This is a genomic window from Ruegeria sp. HU-ET01832 (assembly GCF_040371315.1).
Taxonomy (GTDB): Bacteria; Pseudomonadota; Alphaproteobacteria; order Rhodobacterales; family Rhodobacteraceae; genus Ruegeria; species Ruegeria lacuscaerulensis_A.
Map to the genome: position 1 here is coordinate 222,259 of NZ_BAABWL010000005.1, position 22,263 is coordinate 244,521.

Annotated in this window: 17 protein-coding genes and 1 riboswitch; of the genes, 4 read left to right on the forward strand and 13 right to left on the reverse strand. The window is 58.6% G+C overall.

Annotated elements, in window-relative coordinates:
- Position 1: 1 nt before the first annotated feature.
- The 8 genes from folP to ABWV79_RS16190 form a co-directional block, all read right to left on the reverse strand.
- Positions 2-1,000 (reverse strand): dihydropteroate synthase, encoded by a 999-nt coding sequence (gene folP / locus ABWV79_RS16155; protein WP_353393196.1) that lies wholly within the window; start codon positions 998-1,000, stop codon positions 2-4.
- A complete protein-coding gene (locus tag ABWV79_RS16160) occupies positions 997-1,917 on the reverse strand; it encodes a dihydroneopterin aldolase (protein ID WP_353393198.1) in 921 nt (306 codons plus the stop codon). The genes folP and ABWV79_RS16160 overlap by 4 nt, the downstream gene beginning before the upstream one ends.
- Before the next feature lie 101 nt (positions 1,918-2,018).
- Positions 2,019-3,389 carry a multicopper oxidase family protein gene (locus ABWV79_RS16165; RefSeq protein WP_353393200.1) on the reverse strand — a complete coding sequence of 457 codons (1,371 nt, stop codon included), beginning with the start codon at positions 3,387-3,389 and terminating at the stop codon, positions 2,019-2,021.
- 73 nt (positions 3,390-3,462) lie between these two features.
- Positions 3,463-4,104 carry a cell wall hydrolase gene (locus ABWV79_RS16170; protein ID WP_170352802.1) on the reverse strand — a complete coding sequence of 214 codons (642 nt, stop codon included), beginning with the start codon at positions 4,102-4,104 and terminating at the stop codon, positions 3,463-3,465.
- A gap of 187 nt (positions 4,105-4,291) precedes the next feature.
- Positions 4,292-6,832, reverse strand: a complete 2,541-nt coding sequence (locus ABWV79_RS16175) for a putative PEP-binding protein (RefSeq protein ID WP_353393202.1) — start codon at positions 6,830-6,832, stop codon at positions 4,292-4,294.
- A 64-nt stretch (positions 6,833-6,896) separates the two neighbouring features.
- Positions 6,897-9,095, reverse strand: a complete 2,199-nt coding sequence (gene glyS / locus ABWV79_RS16180; protein ID WP_353393204.1) for a glycine--tRNA ligase subunit beta — start codon at positions 9,093-9,095, stop codon at positions 6,897-6,899.
- 9 nt (positions 9,096-9,104) lie between these two features.
- On the reverse strand, positions 9,105-10,319 hold the full coding sequence (gltS, locus tag ABWV79_RS16185) for a sodium/glutamate symporter (RefSeq protein ID WP_502949866.1): 1,215 nt from the start codon (positions 10,317-10,319) through the stop codon (positions 9,105-9,107).
- Between the two features lie 4 nt (positions 10,320-10,323).
- Positions 10,324-10,845, reverse strand: coding sequence for a DUF6446 family protein (locus ABWV79_RS16190; RefSeq protein WP_353393206.1), 522 nt, complete (start codon positions 10,843-10,845; stop codon positions 10,324-10,326).
- Between the two features lie 78 nt (positions 10,846-10,923).
- Between ABWV79_RS16190 and ABWV79_RS16195 the strand changes: the two genes are divergently transcribed.
- On the forward strand, positions 10,924-11,556 hold the full coding sequence (locus ABWV79_RS16195; protein ID WP_170750638.1) for a MarC family protein: 633 nt from the start codon (positions 10,924-10,926) through the stop codon (positions 11,554-11,556).
- A gap of 8 nt (positions 11,557-11,564) precedes the next feature.
- Here the strand turns inward: ABWV79_RS16195 and ABWV79_RS16200 are convergent, their stop codons facing one another.
- A complete protein-coding gene (locus ABWV79_RS16200) occupies positions 11,565-12,494 on the reverse strand; it encodes a glycine--tRNA ligase subunit alpha (protein ID WP_170352797.1) in 930 nt (309 codons plus the stop codon).
- Positions 12,495-12,697: 203 nt separating this feature from the next.
- On the opposite strand from ABWV79_RS16200, the gene ABWV79_RS16205 reads away from it, so the two are divergent.
- Positions 12,698-14,431 carry a serine protease gene (locus ABWV79_RS16205; protein WP_353393211.1) on the forward strand — a complete coding sequence of 578 codons (1,734 nt, stop codon included), beginning with the start codon at positions 12,698-12,700 and terminating at the stop codon, positions 14,429-14,431.
- A gap of 47 nt (positions 14,432-14,478) precedes the next feature.
- Here the strand turns inward: ABWV79_RS16205 and ABWV79_RS16210 are convergent, their stop codons facing one another.
- Together ABWV79_RS16210 and ABWV79_RS16215 are read right to left on the reverse strand one after the other, a co-directional pair.
- Positions 14,479-16,053 carry a thiamine pyrophosphate-binding protein gene (locus ABWV79_RS16210; RefSeq protein ID WP_170352795.1) on the reverse strand — a complete coding sequence of 525 codons (1,575 nt, stop codon included), beginning with the start codon at positions 16,051-16,053 and terminating at the stop codon, positions 14,479-14,481.
- Positions 16,053-17,501: a TrkH family potassium uptake protein gene (locus tag ABWV79_RS16215; protein ID WP_170352794.1), complete on the reverse strand. Its 1,449-nt coding sequence runs from the start codon at positions 17,499-17,501 to the stop codon at positions 16,053-16,055. Before ABWV79_RS16215 ends, ABWV79_RS16210 begins: the two co-directional genes overlap by 1 nt.
- Here ABWV79_RS16215 and ABWV79_RS16220 point away from each other — a divergent pair.
- A complete protein-coding gene (locus ABWV79_RS16220) occupies positions 17,500-17,967 on the forward strand; it encodes a hypothetical protein (RefSeq protein WP_353393213.1) in 468 nt (155 codons plus the stop codon). The two genes, ABWV79_RS16215 and ABWV79_RS16220, sit on opposite strands and share 2 nt — an antisense overlap.
- Positions 17,968-18,569: 602 nt before the next feature.
- On the opposite strand, the gene folE2 is transcribed toward ABWV79_RS16220, so the two are convergent.
- Together folE2 and metZ are read right to left on the reverse strand one after the other, a co-directional pair.
- On the reverse strand, positions 18,570-19,673 hold the full coding sequence (gene folE2 / locus ABWV79_RS16225) for a GTP cyclohydrolase FolE2 (protein ID WP_353393215.1): 1,104 nt from the start codon (positions 19,671-19,673) through the stop codon (positions 18,570-18,572).
- 171 nt (positions 19,674-19,844) lie between these two features.
- Positions 19,845-21,035 (reverse strand): O-succinylhomoserine sulfhydrylase, encoded by a 1,191-nt coding sequence (gene metZ, locus ABWV79_RS16230; protein ID WP_353393217.1) that lies wholly within the window; start codon positions 21,033-21,035, stop codon positions 19,845-19,847.
- Positions 21,036-21,098: 63 nt separating this feature from the next.
- A riboswitch (SAM riboswitch) is annotated at positions 21,099-21,176 on the reverse strand.
- 91 nt (positions 21,177-21,267) lie between these two features.
- Between metZ and ABWV79_RS16235 the strand changes: the two genes are divergently transcribed.
- A complete protein-coding gene (locus ABWV79_RS16235; RefSeq protein WP_353393219.1) occupies positions 21,268-22,245 on the forward strand; it encodes an alpha/beta hydrolase in 978 nt (325 codons plus the stop codon).
- The last annotated feature ends 18 nt before the right edge of the window (positions 22,246-22,263 follow it).

Sequence of the window (22,263 nt, forward strand, 5' to 3'; positions counted from 1 at the left end):
ATTACCGGACGGCAGCCCACAGACGCAAGGCCTGAGCGGTCTCAGCCACGTCGTGAACCCGCAGGATCTGCACCCCTTGTGCCAGACCGGCCAACCCGACTGCAATCGAACCCGGCGCACGGGCGTCCTTGCGCGTCTCTTTGCCGATCTGCCCGATGAACCCCTTGCGCGATACGCCCAGCAGTATCGGACAGCCCAACCCGTGAAACAGGCTGAGATTGCGCAGCAGCGTCAGGTTATGGGCCTCAGTCTTACCAAAACCAATGCCGGGATCGACGATGATGTGGTCTCGACGCAGCCCGAGGACTTCTAGGTTCTGTACCTGCTGGTCCAAAAAATCATACACGTCGAGCAGCACGTCATCATAGCGTGGTTCATCCTGCATCGTGGCGGGATCGCCCTGCATATGCATGACACAGACCGGCGCGCCAACTTGCGCACAAAACGGGGCCAGATCTGGATCGAAGGTAAAGCCCGAGACATCGTTGATCAGCCCCGCCCCTGCCCGCCACGCCGCTTTGGCAACGCTTGCTTTGCGCGTGTCTATCGAAATCAGCGCCTGCGTTTGTTCTCGGATCGCTTGGATCAGAGGCTCCGTCCGGGCGATCTCTTCATCTTCCGGGACGAAAGCAGCCCCGGGCCGGGTAGATTCGCCACCAATATCCAGGATCGTCGCATCCTGCGCGACCATCTGTTCGGCCGCATGGCATGCAGACTGGACTGAGTTATGCATCCCACCGTCCGAGAAACTATCCGGTGTCGCATTGAGGATACCCATGATCTGAACCCGATTCATGTCCAACCCCGCTATCGGCGCGCGAGGATGGGACAGAGATTCCCGGATATCGTCGGGCATGTCTTGTGCCGCGACAATGGAAGAGCATTCCGAGCGACTCAGCCGTTCCGCATGGGTAAACCAAAGCGCTTGCCCCGCCAAAGACACGGCGCCATCGGGACGCCGCGCGCCGTTCTGGACCAGCGGACGGTAATAGGTTGTCACAGTTGCGCCTGCTCCACAGAGATTGCTCGCAGTGGTGTTTCAGGATCGCCCGGCAACGCACCGCCGATGACCATCATCTCGCTGGCTTCGAACGTCGCTGCAAACCAAGCCGCCAGCGCCACGGCGTCCGATGGCGCAGCCGAAGGGCCATCAACCGCATCCAGAACGATCTTGGACGGCGCCCAGACGCAAATCTGCCCGTTTTTCATCGCCCAATCCAATTCCGTCCGGGTCGAGACGACAACGCAGCGGTGATCCCGTGCAGCCAGAACCCAGGCGTTTTGCTCGATCGCCAGCAAGTCAATCCGGCGTTGAGTCATCGCATGTCCCGTTTGCGGAACAGCCATGTCAGCTGCACCCACACACAGGATCAGCGGGCGCTGACGATTTTCCAACTGATCGATCCATCCAGTCAGGTTGCCCGACGCAATCGCCTCATTCGATAGAAAGACCAGACGGGGATGCGGGCGTTCTTCTTCGACCACATCATGGTGCACTGCGTCCTTACCGCGCACAATCTCGACACCCAGAGCACCGGGACCCCGATCCAGTTTTTCGATGCGAACAAAAGCCCTTACAGCCTGTGGCTCTAGCAAAATACGTTCTGCCACCCGGTCGGCCAGTGTTTCCAGAAGGTTCAACCTTTCAGCAGCCAGTTCAAAGGCGATCGCCTCGGTCACACGATCGTAAGACAAGATGCGGTCAACATCATCGTCAATCGGGTCTGTCAGTGGCCGCACCTCAACCACAATGTTAAAACAAACCCGCTGCGTTGTGCCGCGTTCAGCCTGAAAGGCACCGATCTCGACCTCGACAATATGATCCCGCAACGAAATGCGATCCAAGGGACCTCGGGTCGCGGTAGCCTCGGAACGCTCCGAAGGATGCGCGAAGGCAAGGCGGATTTCAGAACTCATGGGTCGGACCTTTTCGGGCTTTGGGACTGATCTGCCCAAATTAGACGTTGCGGGCGCGTATAGCACCGCAACAAACGCCTTTCCAGCCATCGAATGCGTCGTCAGGTCACGCGGAACCAACTCAGCATACCCGATGCGGCATGACCCAGCATGTGACAATGCAACAACCAGCTGCCCGGATTGTCTGCAACCAGAACAACCTGGCGCGATTGCCCGCGCCCCAAAAGAACCGTATCGCGCCACGGACCAAGGCTGCCATCCGACAGAACGATGCGAAAGTGATGACCGTGCATGTGCATAGCATGAGGAAAGGCTGTTTCGTTGGCAAACTCAATCCGATGCGTTTCGCCCAATCGCGCGTCCAAAAACGGATCCTTGGGGCGCTCGGCATACCCGTTCAGCGCCCAGAAACGACCCAGCTGCGCCAGTTCTTGCCCTGACAACTCGGTCTCGCCCAGTTTGGCTGAACTTAACCAACGCATCGCGCCGCCTTGCATCGACATCCGATGCAAAGGCGTACCCTCGACCGACACTTCGGGCAGCGGATTTGGCGGTAGCGCCGCGATACCGGTTCGCACTGCTTCACCTGGGCCAGATACATCAAAACGCACAAGGCCAAAGCCCCCGTCCCGCTCAAAACTCACAAGGCTGGCGGTCTCGGACGCGGAGGCACGCACGTCCACGATCATGTCTGCCCGTTGCGCCGGACCCAGTGGGAAACGATCGGTTATCTCCAGCGGAGTTTCCAGCGGCATCCCGTCTAGCGCCACGATCCAACCGGTCAGCCCATCTATGCCCAGATCAAATATTCGGGCGTTGGATGCATTGATCAGGCGCAGGCGCAGACGCTCGGAAGCTCTGACTTTATACGAAGGGTCGAACTGACCGTTGACCGTAACGATATTGCCCAATCGTCCGGCATGGCTGAGATCATGCCCGTTGTCGAAATCATTGGTGATCTGGGCCGTTTCAGCGTCCAGCCGCCAGTCATCCAGCATCAGCGTCAGATCACGATCCACGTCGGGTTTATCGGATTCCTCGATGATCAGCGGGCCATAAAGTCCACGCGCCACCTGTTCGATTGTACGGTTATGGGAATGATACCAATACGTCCCGGCGTCAGGCACGGCGAAATCATAGTCGAACGTGGATCCGGGCTCGATGACGTCCTGCGTCAGGCCCGGCACACCGTCCATCGCGTTGTCAATCCGAATGCCGTGCCAGTGAACCGACGTGGCCTGAGGCAGAGCATTCGAAAGCTGGCGCTGCACACGCCCACCCTGCGGCACACGGATTTCTGTACCCGGTACAGTCCCGCCAAAGCTCCAAACCGGTGTTTCAGGATATTCAGCCGGTGCGATCTGCTGCACCACCTCTCGCGCCACCAGCTCGGGATAAGCGGCCAGACCCACTTTGGGAAATACAGATAGCGCGGCAGACGCGCCCAGGAATTGTCGACGATTTAACAGCATTGCGGGCCTCCTGGCGCGCAACATAGATCAAAAAACGCCCCGCGCCATTCAGCTTCCAGCGCGGGTGCGTCAGTTAGTTACTCGCCGTGCGATGTTTGTGCCGGTAGAAAATGTGCACGCCGATCCGTGCGGTTTCCGTATAGACACGCGCCCAAGAGGGCCGAACGGCTGTTGTGTGGTAGTGAGTGGCACCTTCGGTCAACGCAGGCACGTCACCGTCGATGGCCGCACGTGCGACTTTCGAAACACGTTCATAGGCTCTTTTCTCGCGGATTACTTCCTTGCGGCCATCACAGGTATAGGTGAACTGGCACTGGTATTTCTTACCTGTCCCCTGCTTGATCACTCCGCACAGCGTATCGGGAAAACGTCCGCTGTCGACTCGGTTCAGGATGACCTCGGCCACGGCAAACTGACCGCGCACACTTTCGCCACGCGCCTCGAAGTACAGTGCTTCGGCCAGGCACTTGAAGTGCTCGTCCCCAGTGGCCTTGGGCTGTTGGTCCAGCCAGTTCTTTGAGTAGGATATTTTTTGTGGTTCAGCCGCCTTTCGGGGCTTGAACAAATTCAGGTATTCGCGGAAGTTTTGACCGGGCAGTTCAGTCCGGGCCACAAGTTCACGCTTTGCAGTATCGGTGGCTTCCCTCTCAGCGACGGAAACACTTGGCAGCACGGTTGCTGCCATCGTGGCAACAGCCATTATGTAACGTAGCATTCAGATAACCTCGCATAGGCACATGATGCGCCAAACCCTCCCCCGGCGGGCGCGACGAGGCTCATACCGAATTGAATCGGAAACGTCCAGTTTTGTCGAAAAAGCAAGTGGAAAATCGCCGTTACGTCAAAAATAACCCACGGCGAAGCTTGTTGTTTCCTACTATTCTTAGGGTTTCAGAAGGCTGTCAACCCCCAAGTCTGGACGAAATCGCCAGTTGAGCGGCAGCCAGCCGAGCCACAGGCACCCTGAAGGGAGAACATGAGACATAGTCGAACCCCAGATCTCGACAAACGGCGATTGATTCGGGGTTTCCACCATGTTCACCGCACACAGACAAGGTCACGTTAGGTTGCGATTGCCGCCCCCTCTCGGCCCCGAGCTTGAGCAGTTCCCCAACACCGTCCGCATCCAATACATGGAACGGATCTTCGGCAAAGACACCTTGTCGGACATAGGCGGACATAAACCGCCCCGCGTCATCCCGCGACAGCCCGTAGGTCATCTGGGTCAGATCGTTGGTTCCGAAACTCAAGAACGAGGTCTGTGGCGCGATCTCATCTGCGCGCAGGCAGGCGCGCGGTGTTTCGACCATCACACCCAACCTGTATTCGAATTCCTGCCCGCGCTCGGCCGCAACCGAAGCCGCAACAGAGTCGATCCGCGATTTGACCAGCTCCACTTCGCGTTTCGCGGAAACCAGCGGGATCATCACCTCGGGCACGACAGGTTCGCCGTTTTTGCTGGCTTCGATCGTCGCTTCAAAGATCGCGCGGGCCTGCATGTCATAAATCTCGGGCACAGTGACACCCAAGCGGACACCGCGCAGCCCCAACATGGGGTTGTATTCCGTCATCGCCGCTACGCGACGTTCAACGTCCGAGACCGGGAGGTCCAGCGCTTCGGCTAATTCGCGTTGACCGCCGCGTGTGGTGGGCAGGAATTCATGCAAAGGCGGGTCAAACAGGCGGATGCAGACGGGCTGCCCTTCCATAATCCGGAACAGTTCGACAAAATCCTCGCGCTGCATCGGCAATAGACGTTCCAGAACCGCCTCGCGACCCGATGAGGTTTGCGCAAAGATCATCTCGCGCATGACAATCAGGCGACCGGGATCAAAGAACATATGCTCGGTCCGGCACAGCCCAATGCCCTGCGCCAAAAAGTTCCGCGCCGTCTGCGCGTCGGCAGGCGTATCGGCGTTCGCGCGAATGGCAATGTCGCGCTCAGCGTCGGCCCAGGCCATAAGTGTCTGAAAACAATCATCCAACGCCGCTTCCAGCATCGCAGGTTTCCCAGCAAGGACTTGCCCCGAACTGCCATCGATAGTCAGCGTATCTCCGGTTTTGAACACACGTCCGTCAGGTGCGGTCAACATCCGTTTCTTGGTTTGAAAACGCATCTCGGACGCGCCGACAATACAAGGCAGACCCAGACCCCGACCAATAACGGCCGCGTGACTGGTCATCCCGCCTTTTTCAGTCAGAACCGCGACGGCCGCGTGCATCCCGCGCACATCCTCGGGAGCGGTTTCGCGTCGCACCAGTATACACGGCTCTCCACGAGCAGCGCTGGCCTGCGCTTCGGCGGCGGTAAATACTATCCTGCCAGTCGCGGCACCCGGACTGGCGGCGATTCCGGTCGTCAGAACATCTCGCTTCGCCTCGGGGTGGACCTGACGGTGTAATAATTCATTCAGCGAATGCGGATCAACCCGCATCACCGCCTCTTGCGGTGGAATGATTCCGTCTTCGGCCAGACGCACCGCAATCCGCATCGCGGCCCGTGCGCTGCGTTGCACGCGAACACCGTCCAAAATGTGGACATGGCCGTTTTCGATCACGAATTCGACCTGCATTTCCTCGCGCAGCTTGATCCGCATCAGCGCGGCATGCGCCTTGAGTTCCGCAAAGGCTTCGGGCGCCACTTCCTCGAGCGACTTACCGCGCGGATCCTTTTCCAGATAGAGCGCAGCAACACCCTCGCCCAACGCATCACGGCCCTGGCTCTGGCTCAGGTATCGCCCGGTCAGCTGAGGCATCCCGGTCGTAGGCTCCACCAATTGCAAAACACCCGAGCCACACTCACCCTGACCGACACCCGGTATCATCTCCTGAATGACAAGGCCCAATCCGGCATCCACAGGCGCACCTTTAGCCTGTCGCAGAAGGCGTGCCGAAGTCCCATCCCATGCTCGTGCCATCGACCGTAAAACGGCGACAAGTTGCTCGCCGCGATCCTGCGGAAAGGTTTCGTCCGTTTCATCTTCGTAGGCACGCAGCGATTGTTGCAGACCTTCGCGCCCATCGGCGTCGATATCGTCGAACACGTCTGCATCCAACCGCGCGACGTGAACCGCGTAGCTTTGCACGAAACGCAGATACAGGGCGGCCGCAGCCTCGACGCCCATCGAATCCGACAGGTCCACATATCGCGCATCATTCATTCCGATATTCAGGATCGCACCTGGACCGCCCCAATCAGGGTCCTCGGAGCTGGGTCGCACGCACAACAGTGTCGATTGGTCGAACTGCTCAAGAATAGCGTCGATATCAGGGACCTGCCCCTTGGCGATTGCCTGAACAGCATCAAAGGATAACGCCACTGTGCGCGGCACCGGTAAATCCAGACGGACAAGCCGTTGTAAACATTTCGCGCGGCCACCATGCGACGCCGTGGTGACAGGCGCGGTGGATGTGATCAGCGTGGTATGCGGGTTATTCTGCACTGCGGCACCTTTTGGTTTGACCGCAGCATAAGCCCCTGCACCAATGGCGCAAGGGCCATCTGGCTTAGCCTTCGATCTTGCTGAGGTCCGCCACGCGCGCGCAAACCTGACGGATCTGGCTGAGCAGGTTCAGACGGTTGCGCCGCAGGATGTCATTGTCGGTATTGACCTGAACATCTTCGAAGAACGCATCCACCGGACCGCGCAGTGCGGCCATGGCGGTCATGGCAGCGGGGAAATCCTCGGCCTTCTGCGCGGCTTCGATCTGGCCCTGCGCGTTTTCCAGCGCCGCAAACAGCGCCTTTTCGCTGTCGGTCTCGGCAAACTTCACATCCGCACCGTAGGAATATTCGACCCCATCTTTTTCCTCGGCCTGAGTCAGAATGTTGTTGGCGCGCTTGAAGCCCTGAACAAGGTTCTCACCATCCTCGGTCGCGATCACTGCGTTCAGAGCACGAGCGCGTTTGACCAACAGGTTGAGGTCATCATTGCCGTCCATCGCGATACAGGCGTCGATGATGTCGTGGCGGATGCCTTCATCACGCAGGAACACCTTAAGGCGGTCATGGAAGAAGGACAGCAGGTCCGCCGGGGCGTTTGTGACAATCGCAGTCGCGGCTTCGACCTGATGTGCCAGCCCGTGAACCTCTTGCGCGGCGGCCTCGGCATCCTCGGCCTTGGCTTGTTTCGCCTTGGCTTCCAGCAGGGCTGCCTGCCATTCGGGCAGTTTCAGCAGGCTTCCCAATGCTGATGCCAAGGTGTCATTCAGCGAAAGGCGCAGATTGTTGGTCAGGATCAACCGGATCACCCCAAGCGCCGCACGGCGCAGCGCAAACGGGTCTTTCGAGCCAGTGGGCTTTTCGTCAATCGCCCAGAATCCGGTCAGCGTGTCCAGCTTGTCGGCCAGCGCCACAGCCACGGAAACCGGCGCGGTCGGCACATCATCCGACGGGCCAAGCGGCGAGTAATGTTCCTCACTTGCCTGCCCCACTTCCGCAGGCAGTCCGGCTGCATCGGCATAATAGCGGCCCATCAGGCCCTGCAATTCGGGAAATTCGAACACCATCTCGGATGACAGGTCCGCCTTGCACCCTTGCGCCGCCATCATCGCCAAGGCTGGCGTTGCACTGGTCGCAGAGGCCAGTTCATGCGCTAGCGCGGCGATGCGCAGAACCCGCTCGCCCTGCGAGCCCAGTTCTGCGTGGAAGGTCACCGAGTTCAGCTTCTCGACCCACGGCTCGAACCCGTCGGATTTGACAATGCGCAGGTCGTTCTCCCAGAAGAACTTCGCATCCGCCAGCCGGGCGGACAGCACCTTTTGGTTACCTGCCAGAATGGTCGCGCCATTGTCGGCGGTTTCGCGGTTGGCGACGGTTATGAACTGTTCAATTCGACCGGTATTGGGGTTCTTCACCGAAAAGAACTTCTGATGCTCTTTCATCGAGGTTTGAAGCACCTCGGGCGGCAGGTCCAAGAATTCGTCCTCGATCTTGCCCATTAGCACCACGGGCCATTCGACCAGACCGGCAACCTCGGCCAGCAGGCCCTTGTCCTCGACCACTTCCAGACCGGCAGCAAACGCCATGTTCTGCGCGTCGTTCCAGATATGCTCGGCCCGGTCCACAGGGTTCAGGTCTACAAAAGCTGCTTTCAGCTTGGCGGCGTAGTCTTCGAAAGACGTGACCGAGAATCGATCCGGAGCCATGAAACGGTGCCCCCCCGTGGTATCCCCGGATTTGATCCCCTCGACCTCAAGCGGTACGACCTGAGCGCCCGCTTCATCCGACAGGATGCACAGGACTGAATGCAAAGGGCGCACCCAGCGCAACGGACCGCTGCCCCAACGCATCGACTTGGGCCAAGGGAAGTTACGGATGGTGGCCTCCAGCACGTCGGCCACGATCTCGGCCGCTGGACGGCCCGCTTTTTCGATAGAGGCGAAATAAACCGGGCCTTTTGGCGTTTCGCGCTCTTCCAACTGATCGCGCGTCAGTCCCGCACCGCGCAGGAAGCCTTCGATGGCTTTGTCGGGCGCGCCAACTTTGGGGCCCTTGCGTTCTTCGCAGATGGTGGGGCTTTCCGCCAGCAGGCCCTCGATCGCCAGCGTCAGGCGGCGCGGCGTGGTCAGAGCGGCAGCCCCGGCATAGGTCAGACCGGCCTCGACCAGACCATCGGTGATCCGCTTTTTCAGATCTTCGCCGGCACGGGTTTGCATGCGGGCGGGGATTTCCTCGGAAAACAGTTCGATCAGCAGGTCGGGCATGGTCGGTCCTTAGAAGTTCACGATCGTCTGGATGACGATGGCATTGGCAATATCCACAAAGAAGGCGGATACAAGGGGCAACACGATAAAGGCAATAGGCGAAGGGCCATATCGCTTGGTGACAGCGGTCATATTCGCGATAGCGGTGGGGGTTGCACCCAGGGCAAACCCGCCGAACCCGGCGGCTAGAACAGCGGCCCGGTAGTTGCCGCCCATGACCGGAAACAGCACCCAGATCACAAACACAACGGCCAGCAGCGTCTGCGCCGTCATGATCACCACAATCGCAAGCCCCAGCTCAGCGATCGTCCATAGCTGCAGGCTCATCAATGACATTGCCAGAAACGCACCCAGCGAGAATTCCGAAAGCAAAGCAAGCGAAGGCGTACGCGCAACAGGTTGCGCGTTTGGAAACAGCGCCGAGCGCAAGTTGGCAATGACGATACCCATTATCAGACAGGGGACGAACAAAGGCAGCTTGAGCCCCGCGGCACTGATCGCCTGGTGCAGGAAGTACCCCGCAACGATCGCGATGTTCAGATACAGCATCACCCGCATGATGGTCAGGTGATCCACCTTTGCCTCTGCCTCGGTGGGTTTGTCGGGCAAACCGACCGTATGTTCTTCGTTGGGACGTTCTGGTGTCAGGTTCTTGCCTTCGACCAGAAATCGCGCGATCGGACCGCCGACCAAAGCTGCCAGAACAAGACCCAGAGTTGCCACGGCAACACCCAGTTCAGTTGCACCTTCCAGACCGATCACTGCGCCAACCTCGGGTGCCCAGGCAATGGCAGTCCCATGCCCGCCAATCAATGCCGCCGACCCGAACAAGACCCCGGCCTGTACCGGATAGCCGAAGATCGCTGCGCCAACCGCGCCGATTCCGTTTTGCAGAACTATTGTGATCAGCGTCAGGATCAAAAGCAAAAACAGCGGCTTACCGCCAGCAACCAAATCAGAAAGTCTGGCGTTCAGCCCAATTCCGGCAAAGAATACAACCAACAAGAAATCGCGCGCAGCCAGTCCGAACGACATCTCGATGCCGAAGACCAGATACAGCGCCAACAGAAAGACCGAGGCCAGCAACCCTCCGGTCACAGGCTCGGGGATGTTGAACTGCCGCAACACCTCGACACGGGCGTTGATCTCGGCACCAACCAGATAAACGGCAAACCCCATCGTAGCTGTCAGAAAGTCGGGAACTTGCAACATCTGCTGGATCATTGCTTCACTCCTGCGGGCGCGGCGGGCATTCCTCGCCTACGACCGTTCCGTCATAGGCTTTTTCACCGCAATTGTTCAGCGCGTGCCAAACATAGCCCTTGCCGTCCTGTGAGACTGCAACGATACGATCGACGCCATAGTGAATGTTCTTTTGCCCCATGAATGCCTGTGCCTGCCCGGTCTTCAACGCATCCGCGATGGCAACGGCATTGTAGCAGTCGAACCATCCTGGCGCGGTCAACGGTTCGGCATTGTCCAACGCCACGAAGCCTGACAACTGGTCCAAGCTCAGATCGGTTTCAAAACACGCTCGATACCGGATCGGAGAGCTATCGGCATCAATTGCCTGAAACGCAGAATAGGTGATCGGTTCTGGCTGATCGGTCTCAACGACCACCAGATTGACATCCCGCCCCGGCTGCGGTTCGACCGTGTAGTAAAACCCATAGACCTGCAGATAATACATTCCCACACCGGCCAAAACAGCCGAGCCAAGCAACAGAAGAGCAAGCAGTTTTCCGGTCATTGTTTACGCAACCCCTTTCAAATGCGCGGGAAATCGGACAGGGTCCGGCACGTAACAGGTTGATACGAGGCTTATCGAATGGACTCCACCCTTACCGTCGGATTCTTCGGCGCTTTGTTCGCGATCATGAACCCGATCACCAACCTGCCCGTTTTCCTCAGCGTGACCGAAGGGTTGTCCCCCGCCGATCAGCGTAAGGTGGCCGCGAAAGTGACGGTCTATTGCCTGATCCTTGGTGGCGCCTTTGCAGCCATCGGCAATCAGGCGTTGGGGTTGTTTGGCATTTCGGTCGACGACCTGCGTGTCGCGGGTGGGCTGGTCGTTCTGATGATCGGCCTCAACATGCTGAGCGGCAACCAAAGCACGACCCATCATGGGACCGAGGATGAAAAACAGTCCTACCCCGAACCCGACACCGTAGCGTTCTATCCGCTGGCCTTTCCCATTCTGGTCGGTCCGGGCACGATCACGACTTTGATCCTCTACGCTCATCACATCACCAAACCAGTGGATGCGATGCTTTATGCAGGCGTATTTCTGGTCGTCCTGCTGTTGCTGTTCGTTACCTTCTGGAACGCATCGGCGCTGGCCAAACGCTTGTCCGCAAACGCGCGCGTTATTATGAGCCGCTTCATGGGAATGATCCTGTCGGCCATCGCCATCAGCATGATCGCCGATGGCCTCAAGGTTTTGCTGCCCGGATTGGCGTGATCTGGCCATCAAGCCTCGTACCCGGCAGCCTCGGTCATGACAAACGCATCGGCGCATTGCTTGGCCAACGCCCGCACCCGCCCGATATAGGCCTGCCGTTCGGTGACCGAAATCACCCCACGCGCGTCCAACAGGTTGAAGATATGGCTGGCCTTGATGCACTGATCATAAGCCGGATGCGCCATCACGATGCGCTTGCCCGTCTTTGGATCATCATGCTCTTGCGCCAGAATAGTGGCGCATTCTGCCTCGGCCTCTTCGAAGTGGCGCAGCAGGACCTCGGTGTTGGCCACATCAAAATTCCAGCGGGCGTATTCTTCCTCGGTCTGTTTGAAGATATCGCCATATTTCAACGGGCTGGGCGATTGAGGGTCGTTGAAGGGCATGTCCATTACATGGTCGATGCCCAACACATACATTGCCAGACGCTCCAACCCATAGGTCAGCTCACCCGAGACAGGCGCGCAATCGTGGCCGCCGACCTGTTGGAAATAGGTGAACTGGCTGACTTCCATACCATCGCACCAAACCTCCCAGCCCAGACCCCAGGCCCCAAGGGTGGGACTTTCCCAGTCATCCTCGACAAAACGGATGTCGTGCAGCTCCATGTCGATACCGATCGCCTCAAGCGAACCCAGATACAGCTCTTGCAGGTCCGGTGGGCTAGGTTTGATCAACACCTGATACTGATAGTAGTGCTGCAATCGATTGGGGTTCTCGCCATATCGCCCGTCGGTCGGGCGGCGCGAAGGTTGAACATAGGCCGCCGCCCAAGCTTTGGAACCCAAGGCGCGCAACGTGGTCGCCGGATGGAAGGTGCCGGCACCGACCTCCATATCGTAAGGCTGCAGGATCGCGCAGCCTTTCGAGGCCCAATAGGTCTGAAGCCGCAGAATAATCTCTTGAAAAGAACGAGGTGTACTGGACTGATCGGTCATGACATTCCCTTTGGACGCTTGGGCGCCGGTTCCGGTGGGTTTTTCCTTTCCTATGCAAGGGGCCGGGGGGCGTCAACGGCACAAGTGGTCTCGCCTGTCACTGAGGGGCCACACTGTAAATTCCCCGTATTCGGGGCATGGCAATCCACACCCCGGATCGCGTAGTCTGCGCCGCAGAAAAACACTGCGGACATAGGCAGACAATGACACGCATATTTACGGCAATTCTGTTTCTAATTCTCTTCGGCCTTCGCGCCTCATACGCGCAACAAGACACTGGGGTCTGGGTTCAGGTTGAAGCCCGCCCGACTTTGGCCGCAGCACAAGAGCGCGCGCGGGCGTACGCAGAAGTATTACCTGATGTGAACGGCTTTCGCTTGAACTCTGGATGGTATGCCATTGTAATTGGACCTTATTTACGCGGCGACGCCGAGCAGGTTCTGAGTGTTTACCGCTCCGAAGGGCAAATCCCCGCGGACAGCTACATCACGTTCTCCAACGTTCTGGGGCAGCAGTTCTGGCCCACCGATGCGGCCCTGTCGGAACCGGAAACTGTAGCGCCACCAGTCGAACAACAGCCCGATCAGCCCGTTGCCGGGCTGACACCGCAAGCCTCGGACGAAACACGGTCACAGGCGCTGCAATCAGAGCGCCGTCTGACGGCTCAGGAACGCAGGAATCTGCAGACCGCTTTGCAAGCCGCCGGTTTCTACAACGCAACAATCGACGGCGCATTCGGGCAAGGCACCCGGCGTTCGATGGCCGATTGGCAGCGTTTCAATGGTTTCGAGGCGACGGGCGTTCTAACCACGGCACAGCGCGCAGCCCTGATGGAAGCCTATAACGCACCTTTGATCAACGTCGGGATGGTACGCCATTCGGATATGAAGGCAGGGATCGATCTGGATCTGCCGTTGGGCGTGGTCTCGTTTGACCGCTACGAGGCGCCATTCGTGCATTTCACAAACAGTACCGATCTGGGCGCAAAGGCGCTGCTGATCAGCCAGACCGGCGACAAGAACACGCTGCGCGCTTTGTACGAAGTCATGCAATCGCTAGAGATCGTCCCATTGGAAGGGCCGCGTCAACTAAGTGGCAATAGCTTTACCCTTGAAGGACGTGGAAACGATGTCGTTTCCTATACCGAGGCGCGTCTGGACAATGGGCAGATCAAGGGCTTCACGCTGGTTTGGCCTGATGGAGATGATGCCCGGCGGATGCGGGTACTGGCCGCGATGAAAGCCAGCTTTGCAACGAACAACGCCGTTCTCGACGCCGCGGCTGGCGCAGATGCTGAACAGCGGATCGATCTTGTGTCTGGCCTTCAGATACGCAAGCCTCGCCTGTCACGGTCCGGGTTCTTTGCCGACACTAATGGCACCGTACTTACTGTGGCCGAGGCGGCAGACAGCTGCGCCCGTGTAACTCTGGACGGAGATCAGGAACTTCAGGTCGCCTGGCGGGATTCCGACCTAGGTATCGCAGTTCTGCAACCGCGCAGCGCATTGGCCCCGCTAAGCGTTGCTGAATTCAGCGCAATCGCCCCCCGTATTCAGGCTGAAGTAGCAGTGTCTGGCTTTTCGTACCAAGGCGCATTGGGCGCGCCCACGCTGACTTTCGGCCAGATCGCAGATGTGCGCGGGCTGAACGGGGAAGAAGGCGTGAAGCGCCTAGCCCTCGCGGCTCAGCCCGGTGACGCCGGAGGCCCTGTATTCGACGGGAACGGTCAAGTGGTTGGTATGTTGTTGCCGACCCCATCCGACGGTCGCACCCTGCCCGCTTCGGTCAGTCTGGCGGCGACGGTATCCAGCCTGAACCAGATTTTGGACAAAGCGGGCGTATCCGGCGTATCCGGTCAACCGTCCTCTCAGATCACACCTAACGAACTGAACCGTCGGGCAATCGGAATGACGGTGCTGGTCCACTGTTGGGACTGATCCCGCCTCAATCAATTCAACGCCGCCTTTAGGGGCGGCGTTTTTAGTTACAAAATATCTGGCGTGATCCGGATCAGCGTAGGGCCTTGCGCATCAAAAGCAGCGCGGACGGCAGCCTGCATGTCTTCAAGACTGACTGGCTCTGCGGACCGGGCACCGAAGGCTTCGGCCAGCTTGCAAAAGTCGGGGTTCCTCGCCACAACCGCGTTCGGCGCGATCTGACTGCGAACCATGCTGTCTTCGATCTCTCTCAGCTTGCCATTGTCCCAAAGGATAATGGGAAGAGACAGGCCAAGTTCGACTGCAACGCCCAGCTCCATCATCGTGTAATGAAACCCGTAATCTCCCGCGAGTACCGCCGTAGGTTCGCCGCGCCGTGCCACTGCGCCTCCGATCCCGGCGGGAAGGGCATAGCCCAGCGTCCCAAACCCGGTGGGATGGTGCCAGTGGTAAGGGAAGGTCATATCCCAGACCTCTTTGCCCACATAGGCAAGCTGGGTCATGTCCGAATAGATCATTGTCTCGGCCGGCATCGCCTCGCGCAGCGCGTCCAGCACGGGGACAATGCCGGGGCGTTCGGCGTCCACTTCGATCCGCCATTTCGCTCGGGCTTGGGCGACCTCGTCTTCGGTCCAGCCGGTTGCTGGTTTCACATGGTCGATTGCGGCCCAAAGTGCGTGAGCAAAACTTTCCCCGTCCACTTGCAACTTAACCGCCGCCCGGTGGCGGTCGGACAAGACAGCAGGGTCAAGGTCGACGCGCACTAGATTGCCAGAATGCCCCAGATCGTCGCGCCACAGATCGACCTCGCCCAGCTCGGACCCAACCACGACAACCAGATCGGCGGAGGCAATGACCTCGGCACTGCTGGGTCGGGGCAGATAGGCACCAAAATCAAGCGCATAGTTCAACCCGGCCATGCCACGCCCCGCATAGGTGGTGAAACAGGCTGCCCCCAGTTGGGTCAGGATCTGCCGCCACAGGTTGGACCGCGTCCCGCCCCCAAGGATGAACAAGGGCCTGCGGGCGATATTCAGCAGCGACATAACCGACGCGACGTCCGGCGGCGCGGCTTTGGTGCGCAGCCCCGGTTGGTTGGGAAACGGGGCCGGATCTGCTTCGGCCTCAAGCTTTTTGATCGGCACCTGAATATGCTTGGGACGCGGGCGCGACAGTTCGAATTCCTCAAAGGCGCGCTCGACCAGCCCGTAAGCGGCTTGGGCCGAATTTGCCTGCACCGACCAATCCGCAACCGTATCGGCGGCCCCACGCTGGTCCTTCATCTGATGCAACTGGCCCTTTGACGCCTCGGTCTCGTCCAGACATGAGGACAGAACCAGCATCGGCACCGAATCCGAATATCCCTGCCCCATCGGTGTCATGATGTTGCATAGGCCCGGCCCGGTAATCACATAAGCCACCCCCGGTTTGCCTGTTGCACGGGCATATCCGTCGGCCATGAACCCAGCCCCTTGCTCGTGCCGGGCCAGAACATGGGTGATACCTGCTTCTTCGATCCCACGATACATTTCCTGGTTGTGCACACCGGGAATGCCAAAAATCACATCCACACCGCGATCCCGAAGCATATGCGAGATTTGCGCGCCGAGGGGTCTTTTCATCAGTTTCTCCAGAATTGAACGGTGAACAGGGCGTAAACGGCAAGGAGCTCAAGCCGCCCAACCAACATCCCGATGGACAGCAGCCACTTGGCCGTATCGCTCAGCCCCGCGAAATTGCCCGCCGGGCCGATCTGATCGCCAAGCCCCGGCCCTACATTGGCCAACGCCGTCGCCGCGCCCGAGACCGAGGTGATAAAGTCCAGCCCCGTCAGCGCCAAAGCCCAAGCCAGAACGCCCATCGACAGCACAAAGAACATGAAAAAGCTCATCACCGAGGTCAGAACATCCGTGCTGATGGGGCGCCCATCATATAAAGGCATAAAGACCCCGTGCGGAGACCGGATCCGACGAATCTGAGTTTTGATGGATGCAAATAGCAACTGATAGCGGAAGACTTTGATCGAACAGGCAGTCGAACCCGCACACCCCCCGATCAGACCGATCAGAAAGAACACCATCACCGGAAAGCTGCCCCATGTCATGTAGTTGACGCTGGCGTATCCGGTTCCCGAGATAATGGAGGTAATGTTGAACAAGGACTCGCGAAATGCCTGTTCCCAATGATGCGGAAAGACCAAAAGCAGAAAGACCGTCATCACGGCGACCAGCACCAGAATAGTCGCCAGAAACGTGCGGATCTGGCTGTCTTTCCACAATGAGCTTGTATTGCCGTTCGCCAGCTGGACGTAACGAACAAACGGCAGTGCTGCCAAAATCATGAATACCGATGCTGCATATTCGGTAGGCCCGGAAAACGTTGCAAAGGACGCATCATAGTTCGAGAACCCGCCAGTTGCGATCGTTGTCATCGAATGCACAACGGCGTCAAAAAAGCTCATTCCAAAACCGGCGTAGACCAAAACGCAGACAAAGGTCAGAAACACATAAATCAGTGATATCTGCCCAGCGATTTCTTGCGCGCGAGGCAGGATTTTCCCCATGGTCTCAAACCCTTCCGAGCGGAAAATCTGCATCCCGCCCACCCGGAGCTCGGGCAAAAACACCATAGCCACAACGATAATCCCGATGCCACCCAGCCATTGCAGGACGCCGCGCCACAAAAGCAATCCCTGCGGCAGAGCATCCAACCCCGTGATCACGGTCGAACCGGTGGTCGTCAGCCCCGACATCGCCTCAAAATAAGCATCGACGAAACGAAGCTCGGTCGCCCCAAACAAAAATGGGATGGCACCAAAGAACGGCAGCGCGACCCAAACCCCTGTTGTCAGCAAAAAGGTCTGACGGATTGTCAGACCTTCGCCCACACCGTTCGAGCAGCTCATCGCCAGAATAACGCCGGTCAGGACCGTAATGATCCCACTTTCAAGGAAAACATGCCATTCGTCGCGCCCTTCAATCAGGTCCGCGATCAAAGGCAGCACCATGGTCGCCCCAAGAATGGCGACCAATAGGCCAATCACATATCCAACCGGGCGTATATCCGTCATGAGGCGCAGCGTTGGCGCGCCTGCACGACTGTGTCAAGCGGATGCCCCGATTTACTTATCGGATTTATTGGCAGTAGCCGGCATCGCAGGCGGCTTCGAAGGGGCACGAGGCCGGCGCGCAGCAGGCGCAGACGCCGGTTTCTCTGCAGCCGGTTTTGCGGCCACGGATTTCGGCGCCGGAGCTTTGGGGGCTACTTTGGTCGGAGTCGGCTTGGCTGACGCCGCTTTGGTCGGGGCCGTTTTGGGCGCTGGGGCTTTAACCGGAGTCGATTTGGCCGGCGCTGCTTTGGCTGTTGTTTTGGGCGCGACCGGCTTGGATGCCGCAGCCGCAGGCTTGGTGGCCGCCGGTTTCGGTGCCGCTTTCGCTATCGCAGGTTTTGGCGCAACAGATTTCGTCGCAGGTCTGGCGGCGGAAGGAGCCTTAGTTGCAGCTGTTTTCGCAACCGCAGGCTTGGCCGGTGTCTGAGCGGGTTTCACCGCCTTGGCGGAGGCCGGTTTTGAGACAACACGTTTCGGTGATTCGGTCGCTGTCTTCGCTGCGGGTTTGACCTTTGCAGCCGGTTTCGGCCTAGCAACCGGAGCTGCAGTTGCCTTGGAAGCTGGTGCTGTGGTCTTGGTCGCAGGTTTTGGCGCAACAGGTGCGGGCACCGATGAAGACGCATGCAATGCTTGAACGGGAACGAAAGGCAGCTCCATCGCCGAGCACGCCAGAATGTGCATGATTTTCATCTGGTTGCTGACCGCATAGCCCGCCATCCGAATGGCGGCAGCCTGAAATTCCAGCGGCTGGGTAATCGGATTCATACGTAGTTACTCCTCTGAAAACGACGCAGCCTGCATGACGGTAAGAAGCCAGAGACGCCGCGATGTTTCGGGTACCCTTCGGTGTCGCTCTGATTCAGGCGTTGCACGTGTCAGCTTCCTTCAGAAGTGACCTTCGCCGCAATCAAACGGCGCAGTCACGGCTGCATTCGGCCTCAGTCTACTTGAAAGATCGTGCGCTTGCAGCATTTTTTGCTGCGCTGCGGCAAAAACGTGCCGTAAGTTTGAAGTTGAGACTTTTTGACCTCACCCTACGTGGAAAAGGGTCGCAAACAATTTCGGGTCAATGCTGGCGGATACGAAGGTCGGGCCTTCAGTCAGGACCGAAACCGCATCGTGGCTGTGCAGGCTTTCCTGATGGCTGGCGACCACTCGGAAATCACCGACATGATGATCGGCCAGCAATTCGGCGCAGAACAAACGCGCGGCGTCCTCGACAAAGATCGGGCTGGCGGCGTTCAGCTCGGCAAAAGCCTGTTCATCCTCGCGCTTGACCATGACCTGCGTTTCCGTGGGCACTGCGCGACGGCACAGAGCGATCAGGTCTTCGAACCAAAGACAATCGGCGTCGCAGTCCACCACGACCGAAATCCGCGCGACCGAGCGCTGTGAATGAGGCGTCGCCAACTGCCCCCGCGTCGAGCGCGCATGCTCGCTGAGTTCCAGCGAACAAGGGCAGGTCGAGGAATAGACATAGTCCAGATGCATGATCTTCTGGCGTACGCCGTTCTGTTCGACCAGTTCCAGCGCGATGTCGTAGTATTGATAACCTTCCAATCGCGAGCGCAGGCTTTGCACCTTATCAGGGAAGGAAAACCGCATCTGGATGCGCGCATCAAAGCTGTCCAGATCGGTCATGTAATCATCCAGCGCGGCTTCCATCACCTCAAAGCTGAAGGTGCGCTCGGCGTGTTTGTAGAAGGACCGCATGATGCGGGACATGTTGATACCCTTCTTTTCCGCCTCAAGGCTGACTGACCCGGTGACCGAGGTCTCAAGGGTCAAATCCTCACCTTCTTTGCGATGAAAGCGGATCGGCAGGCGGAAATTGGAAATGCCCACATGCTGAATTTGCTGCTTTGCCCCCCGGATCAGGCTGGAGGGGCCGTTTTGCAGGTCGGGCAGCGTGGCGCGATATGCAGCATCCACCTCGAACCCTTCGGGATACTCACGTGACAGCGACGGATAGTTCACCGGTACCAGCCCCGGAACCAGACGTGCGATCGCCGGATCAAGCTGGCTGATTTCGGCCTCTGTCGCGCTTTCGGCCCATTTGCGCAGCACTTTCAGCGCGGCTTCGGCCTGATCATGGTTGGGGGCGTCGTCAATGTCACGGGGATGCACGTTCATCGATCAGAGTTCCTCGGGGTTGGTCGCCGGAGTATATACGGGCTCGGCGCGTTTTCCAGTTTATCCGTATACGCCGGAAAACACAGCCCGGATCGAATTTTGGTGCGGAATGAGCGATTTACTACCCCGCACACATTTCTTTGACCCGGGAATACCTGATTTGACGCACCGCTATTGTTGAGAAACGTCCAATGCGTGCCCGATATCGGCAAGCAGGTCATCTGCATCCTCAAGCCCGACCGAAAACCGGATCAGACCCGGTGTGATGCCCAACTCGTCCTTTTGCGTATCGCTCAGACGCTGATGCGTGGTCGTCGCCGGGTGCGTAGCAATTGATTTGGCATCACCCAGATTGTTCGAGATCACCGGGATCGTCAGCGCGTTCAGGAACTTGAAGGCCGCGTCCTTGCCGCCCTTGATATCCAGCGACAGAACCGTGCCGCCCTTGCCCCCCAGTTGCGTCTGTACCAGCGCATTCTGCGCGTGGGTTTTCAAACCAGGGTACAAAGTGCGTTCCAACGCTGGATGCCCCTCAAGCGCCTCAGCGATGACCTGCGCGGATTCAGCCTGCGCGTTGACGCGCAGCGCCATCGTCTCAAGCCCTTTCAGCATCACCCAGGCGTTAAACGGGCTAAGCGCCCCGCCGGTGTGTTTCAAATAAGGTTCAACGGTGCCGCGGATGAAGTCTTTGGTGCCGATGATGACGCCGCCCAGCGCCCGGCCCTGCCCGTCGATATGTTTGGTCGCGGAATAGACCACCACATCCGCACCCTGCTGAATCGCGCGCGAGAACACGGGCGTCGAGAATACATTGTCCACAATCACCAGCGCGCCAACGGCATGTGCCAGCTTGGCGACGGCCTCGATGTCGATCACCTCTAGGGTCGGGTTCGACATAGATTCGAAAAACACCGCCTTGGTATCGGGACGGATCGCAGCCTGCCACGCGTCCAGATCGGTGCCGTCTACAAAACTCACTTCGACCCCAAAACGGGTCAGGATGTTTTCCAGAATATAAAGGCATGAGCCGAACAGCGCCTTGGCCGACACCACATGATCGCCAGCCTTCAGCATCGAGGTCAGCGCAGCATTCACAGCAGCCATGCCCGATGCGGTGGCAAAGGCGTCCTCGCCCCCTTCCAGAGCGGCAATACGCTGTTCAAACATGGACACGGTCGGGTTGCCATAGCGGGCATAGATGAACTCATCCGGGCCGGTCTCGATAAAACGGGCCTCGGCCTGCTCGGCGGTATCATAGACAAAGCCCTGCGTCAGAAAGATCGCCTCGGACACCTCGTTATACTGACTGCGGCGGATGCCACCATGGACGGCTTGTGTGCGTTTGTTCCAGTTCTCGCTCATGTCATTCCTTTCGGCCCGGTTTGGGCGCGCAAATAAAAAACCCCAGACGCGGTCAAGCGAAAGGGGCCCTTCATCCTGACCTTTTAGCGGTGTTGTTTAGCGTGGCCCGCAATCCGGTATCAAATCGCCACGTGGTCTTGATGCCATTACGCCGCAGTTGCAAAGGCGTCAACCCTGACTGGTGCAACGTCACGGTTCTGTAACCTGTCTTTCACCCAATCGTCATAGCGTCATGACAGACGAGCACCACTACATCTTGTGCGAGGCTGAGCAGATGCCAATAGTCAGGATCAATGTCGAAGACGACCAGATTTTCCTCCATCGCAGCCCCCGTCCCGTCTATAGCGTGCTGCGGCGTACAAGGGATGTATCGGGCCCTGTCGTCGTCATGACCCACGGGTATAAATACAGGCCCGACGACGCCAAAGCCTGCCCACATCGACATATTTTGGCCCTGAATCCGGATGGTACGTACTTTGGTTGTCCAAGCTGGCCACAGCAGCTTGGGTTCGGCGCGGGGTTCGCTGATGAAGGGCTGGGGATCGCATTTGGCTGGAACGCCCAGGGGCCAGTATGGGCGGCGCGTCGTCGCGCCGTCGAGGCCGGCCGCGCATTGGCCGGGCTGATCCGCGATTTGCGTCGGTTGAACCCGGTAAGACCGATACATTTCATCGGCCATTCAATGGGTGTCGAACTGGCGCTTGAGGCTTTGCACCACTCTGGATCCGGGGCGTTGAACCGCATTATCTCGTTGACGGGGGCAGCCTACCAAAGTCGAGCGCTTTGTGCGTTGGACACACCGGCCGGTCGATCTGCGGAATTCGTTAATGTGACCAGCCGGGAAAACGATCTGTTTGACATGGCTTATGAATGGCTGATCCAGCCACCCCGACGTGGAGACCGTAGCATAGGAACAGGGCTACAAGCCCCAAACGCTGTCACGCTACAACTGGATTGTCCGCAAACTTTGGCCCATCTGTCCCGCGTCGTACAGCCAGTCGGCATGCCCCAGCGTCTCATCTGTCATTGGTCAAGCTATACTCGACCGGGCGTTTTGCGGTTGTATACCGCGTTGCTGCGCCACGACGACCGTTTGTGTCTGGGTTGCCTGCAGACTGGCCTGCCCGACCTGCCAGCGCCACGCTGGTCACGGTTGTTTGCGCTCCCCCGGCCACACGCCCTCTTGCCCTTTGCGCAGAAAGCCTCATGATCCCCTCAAGCTGAGGAG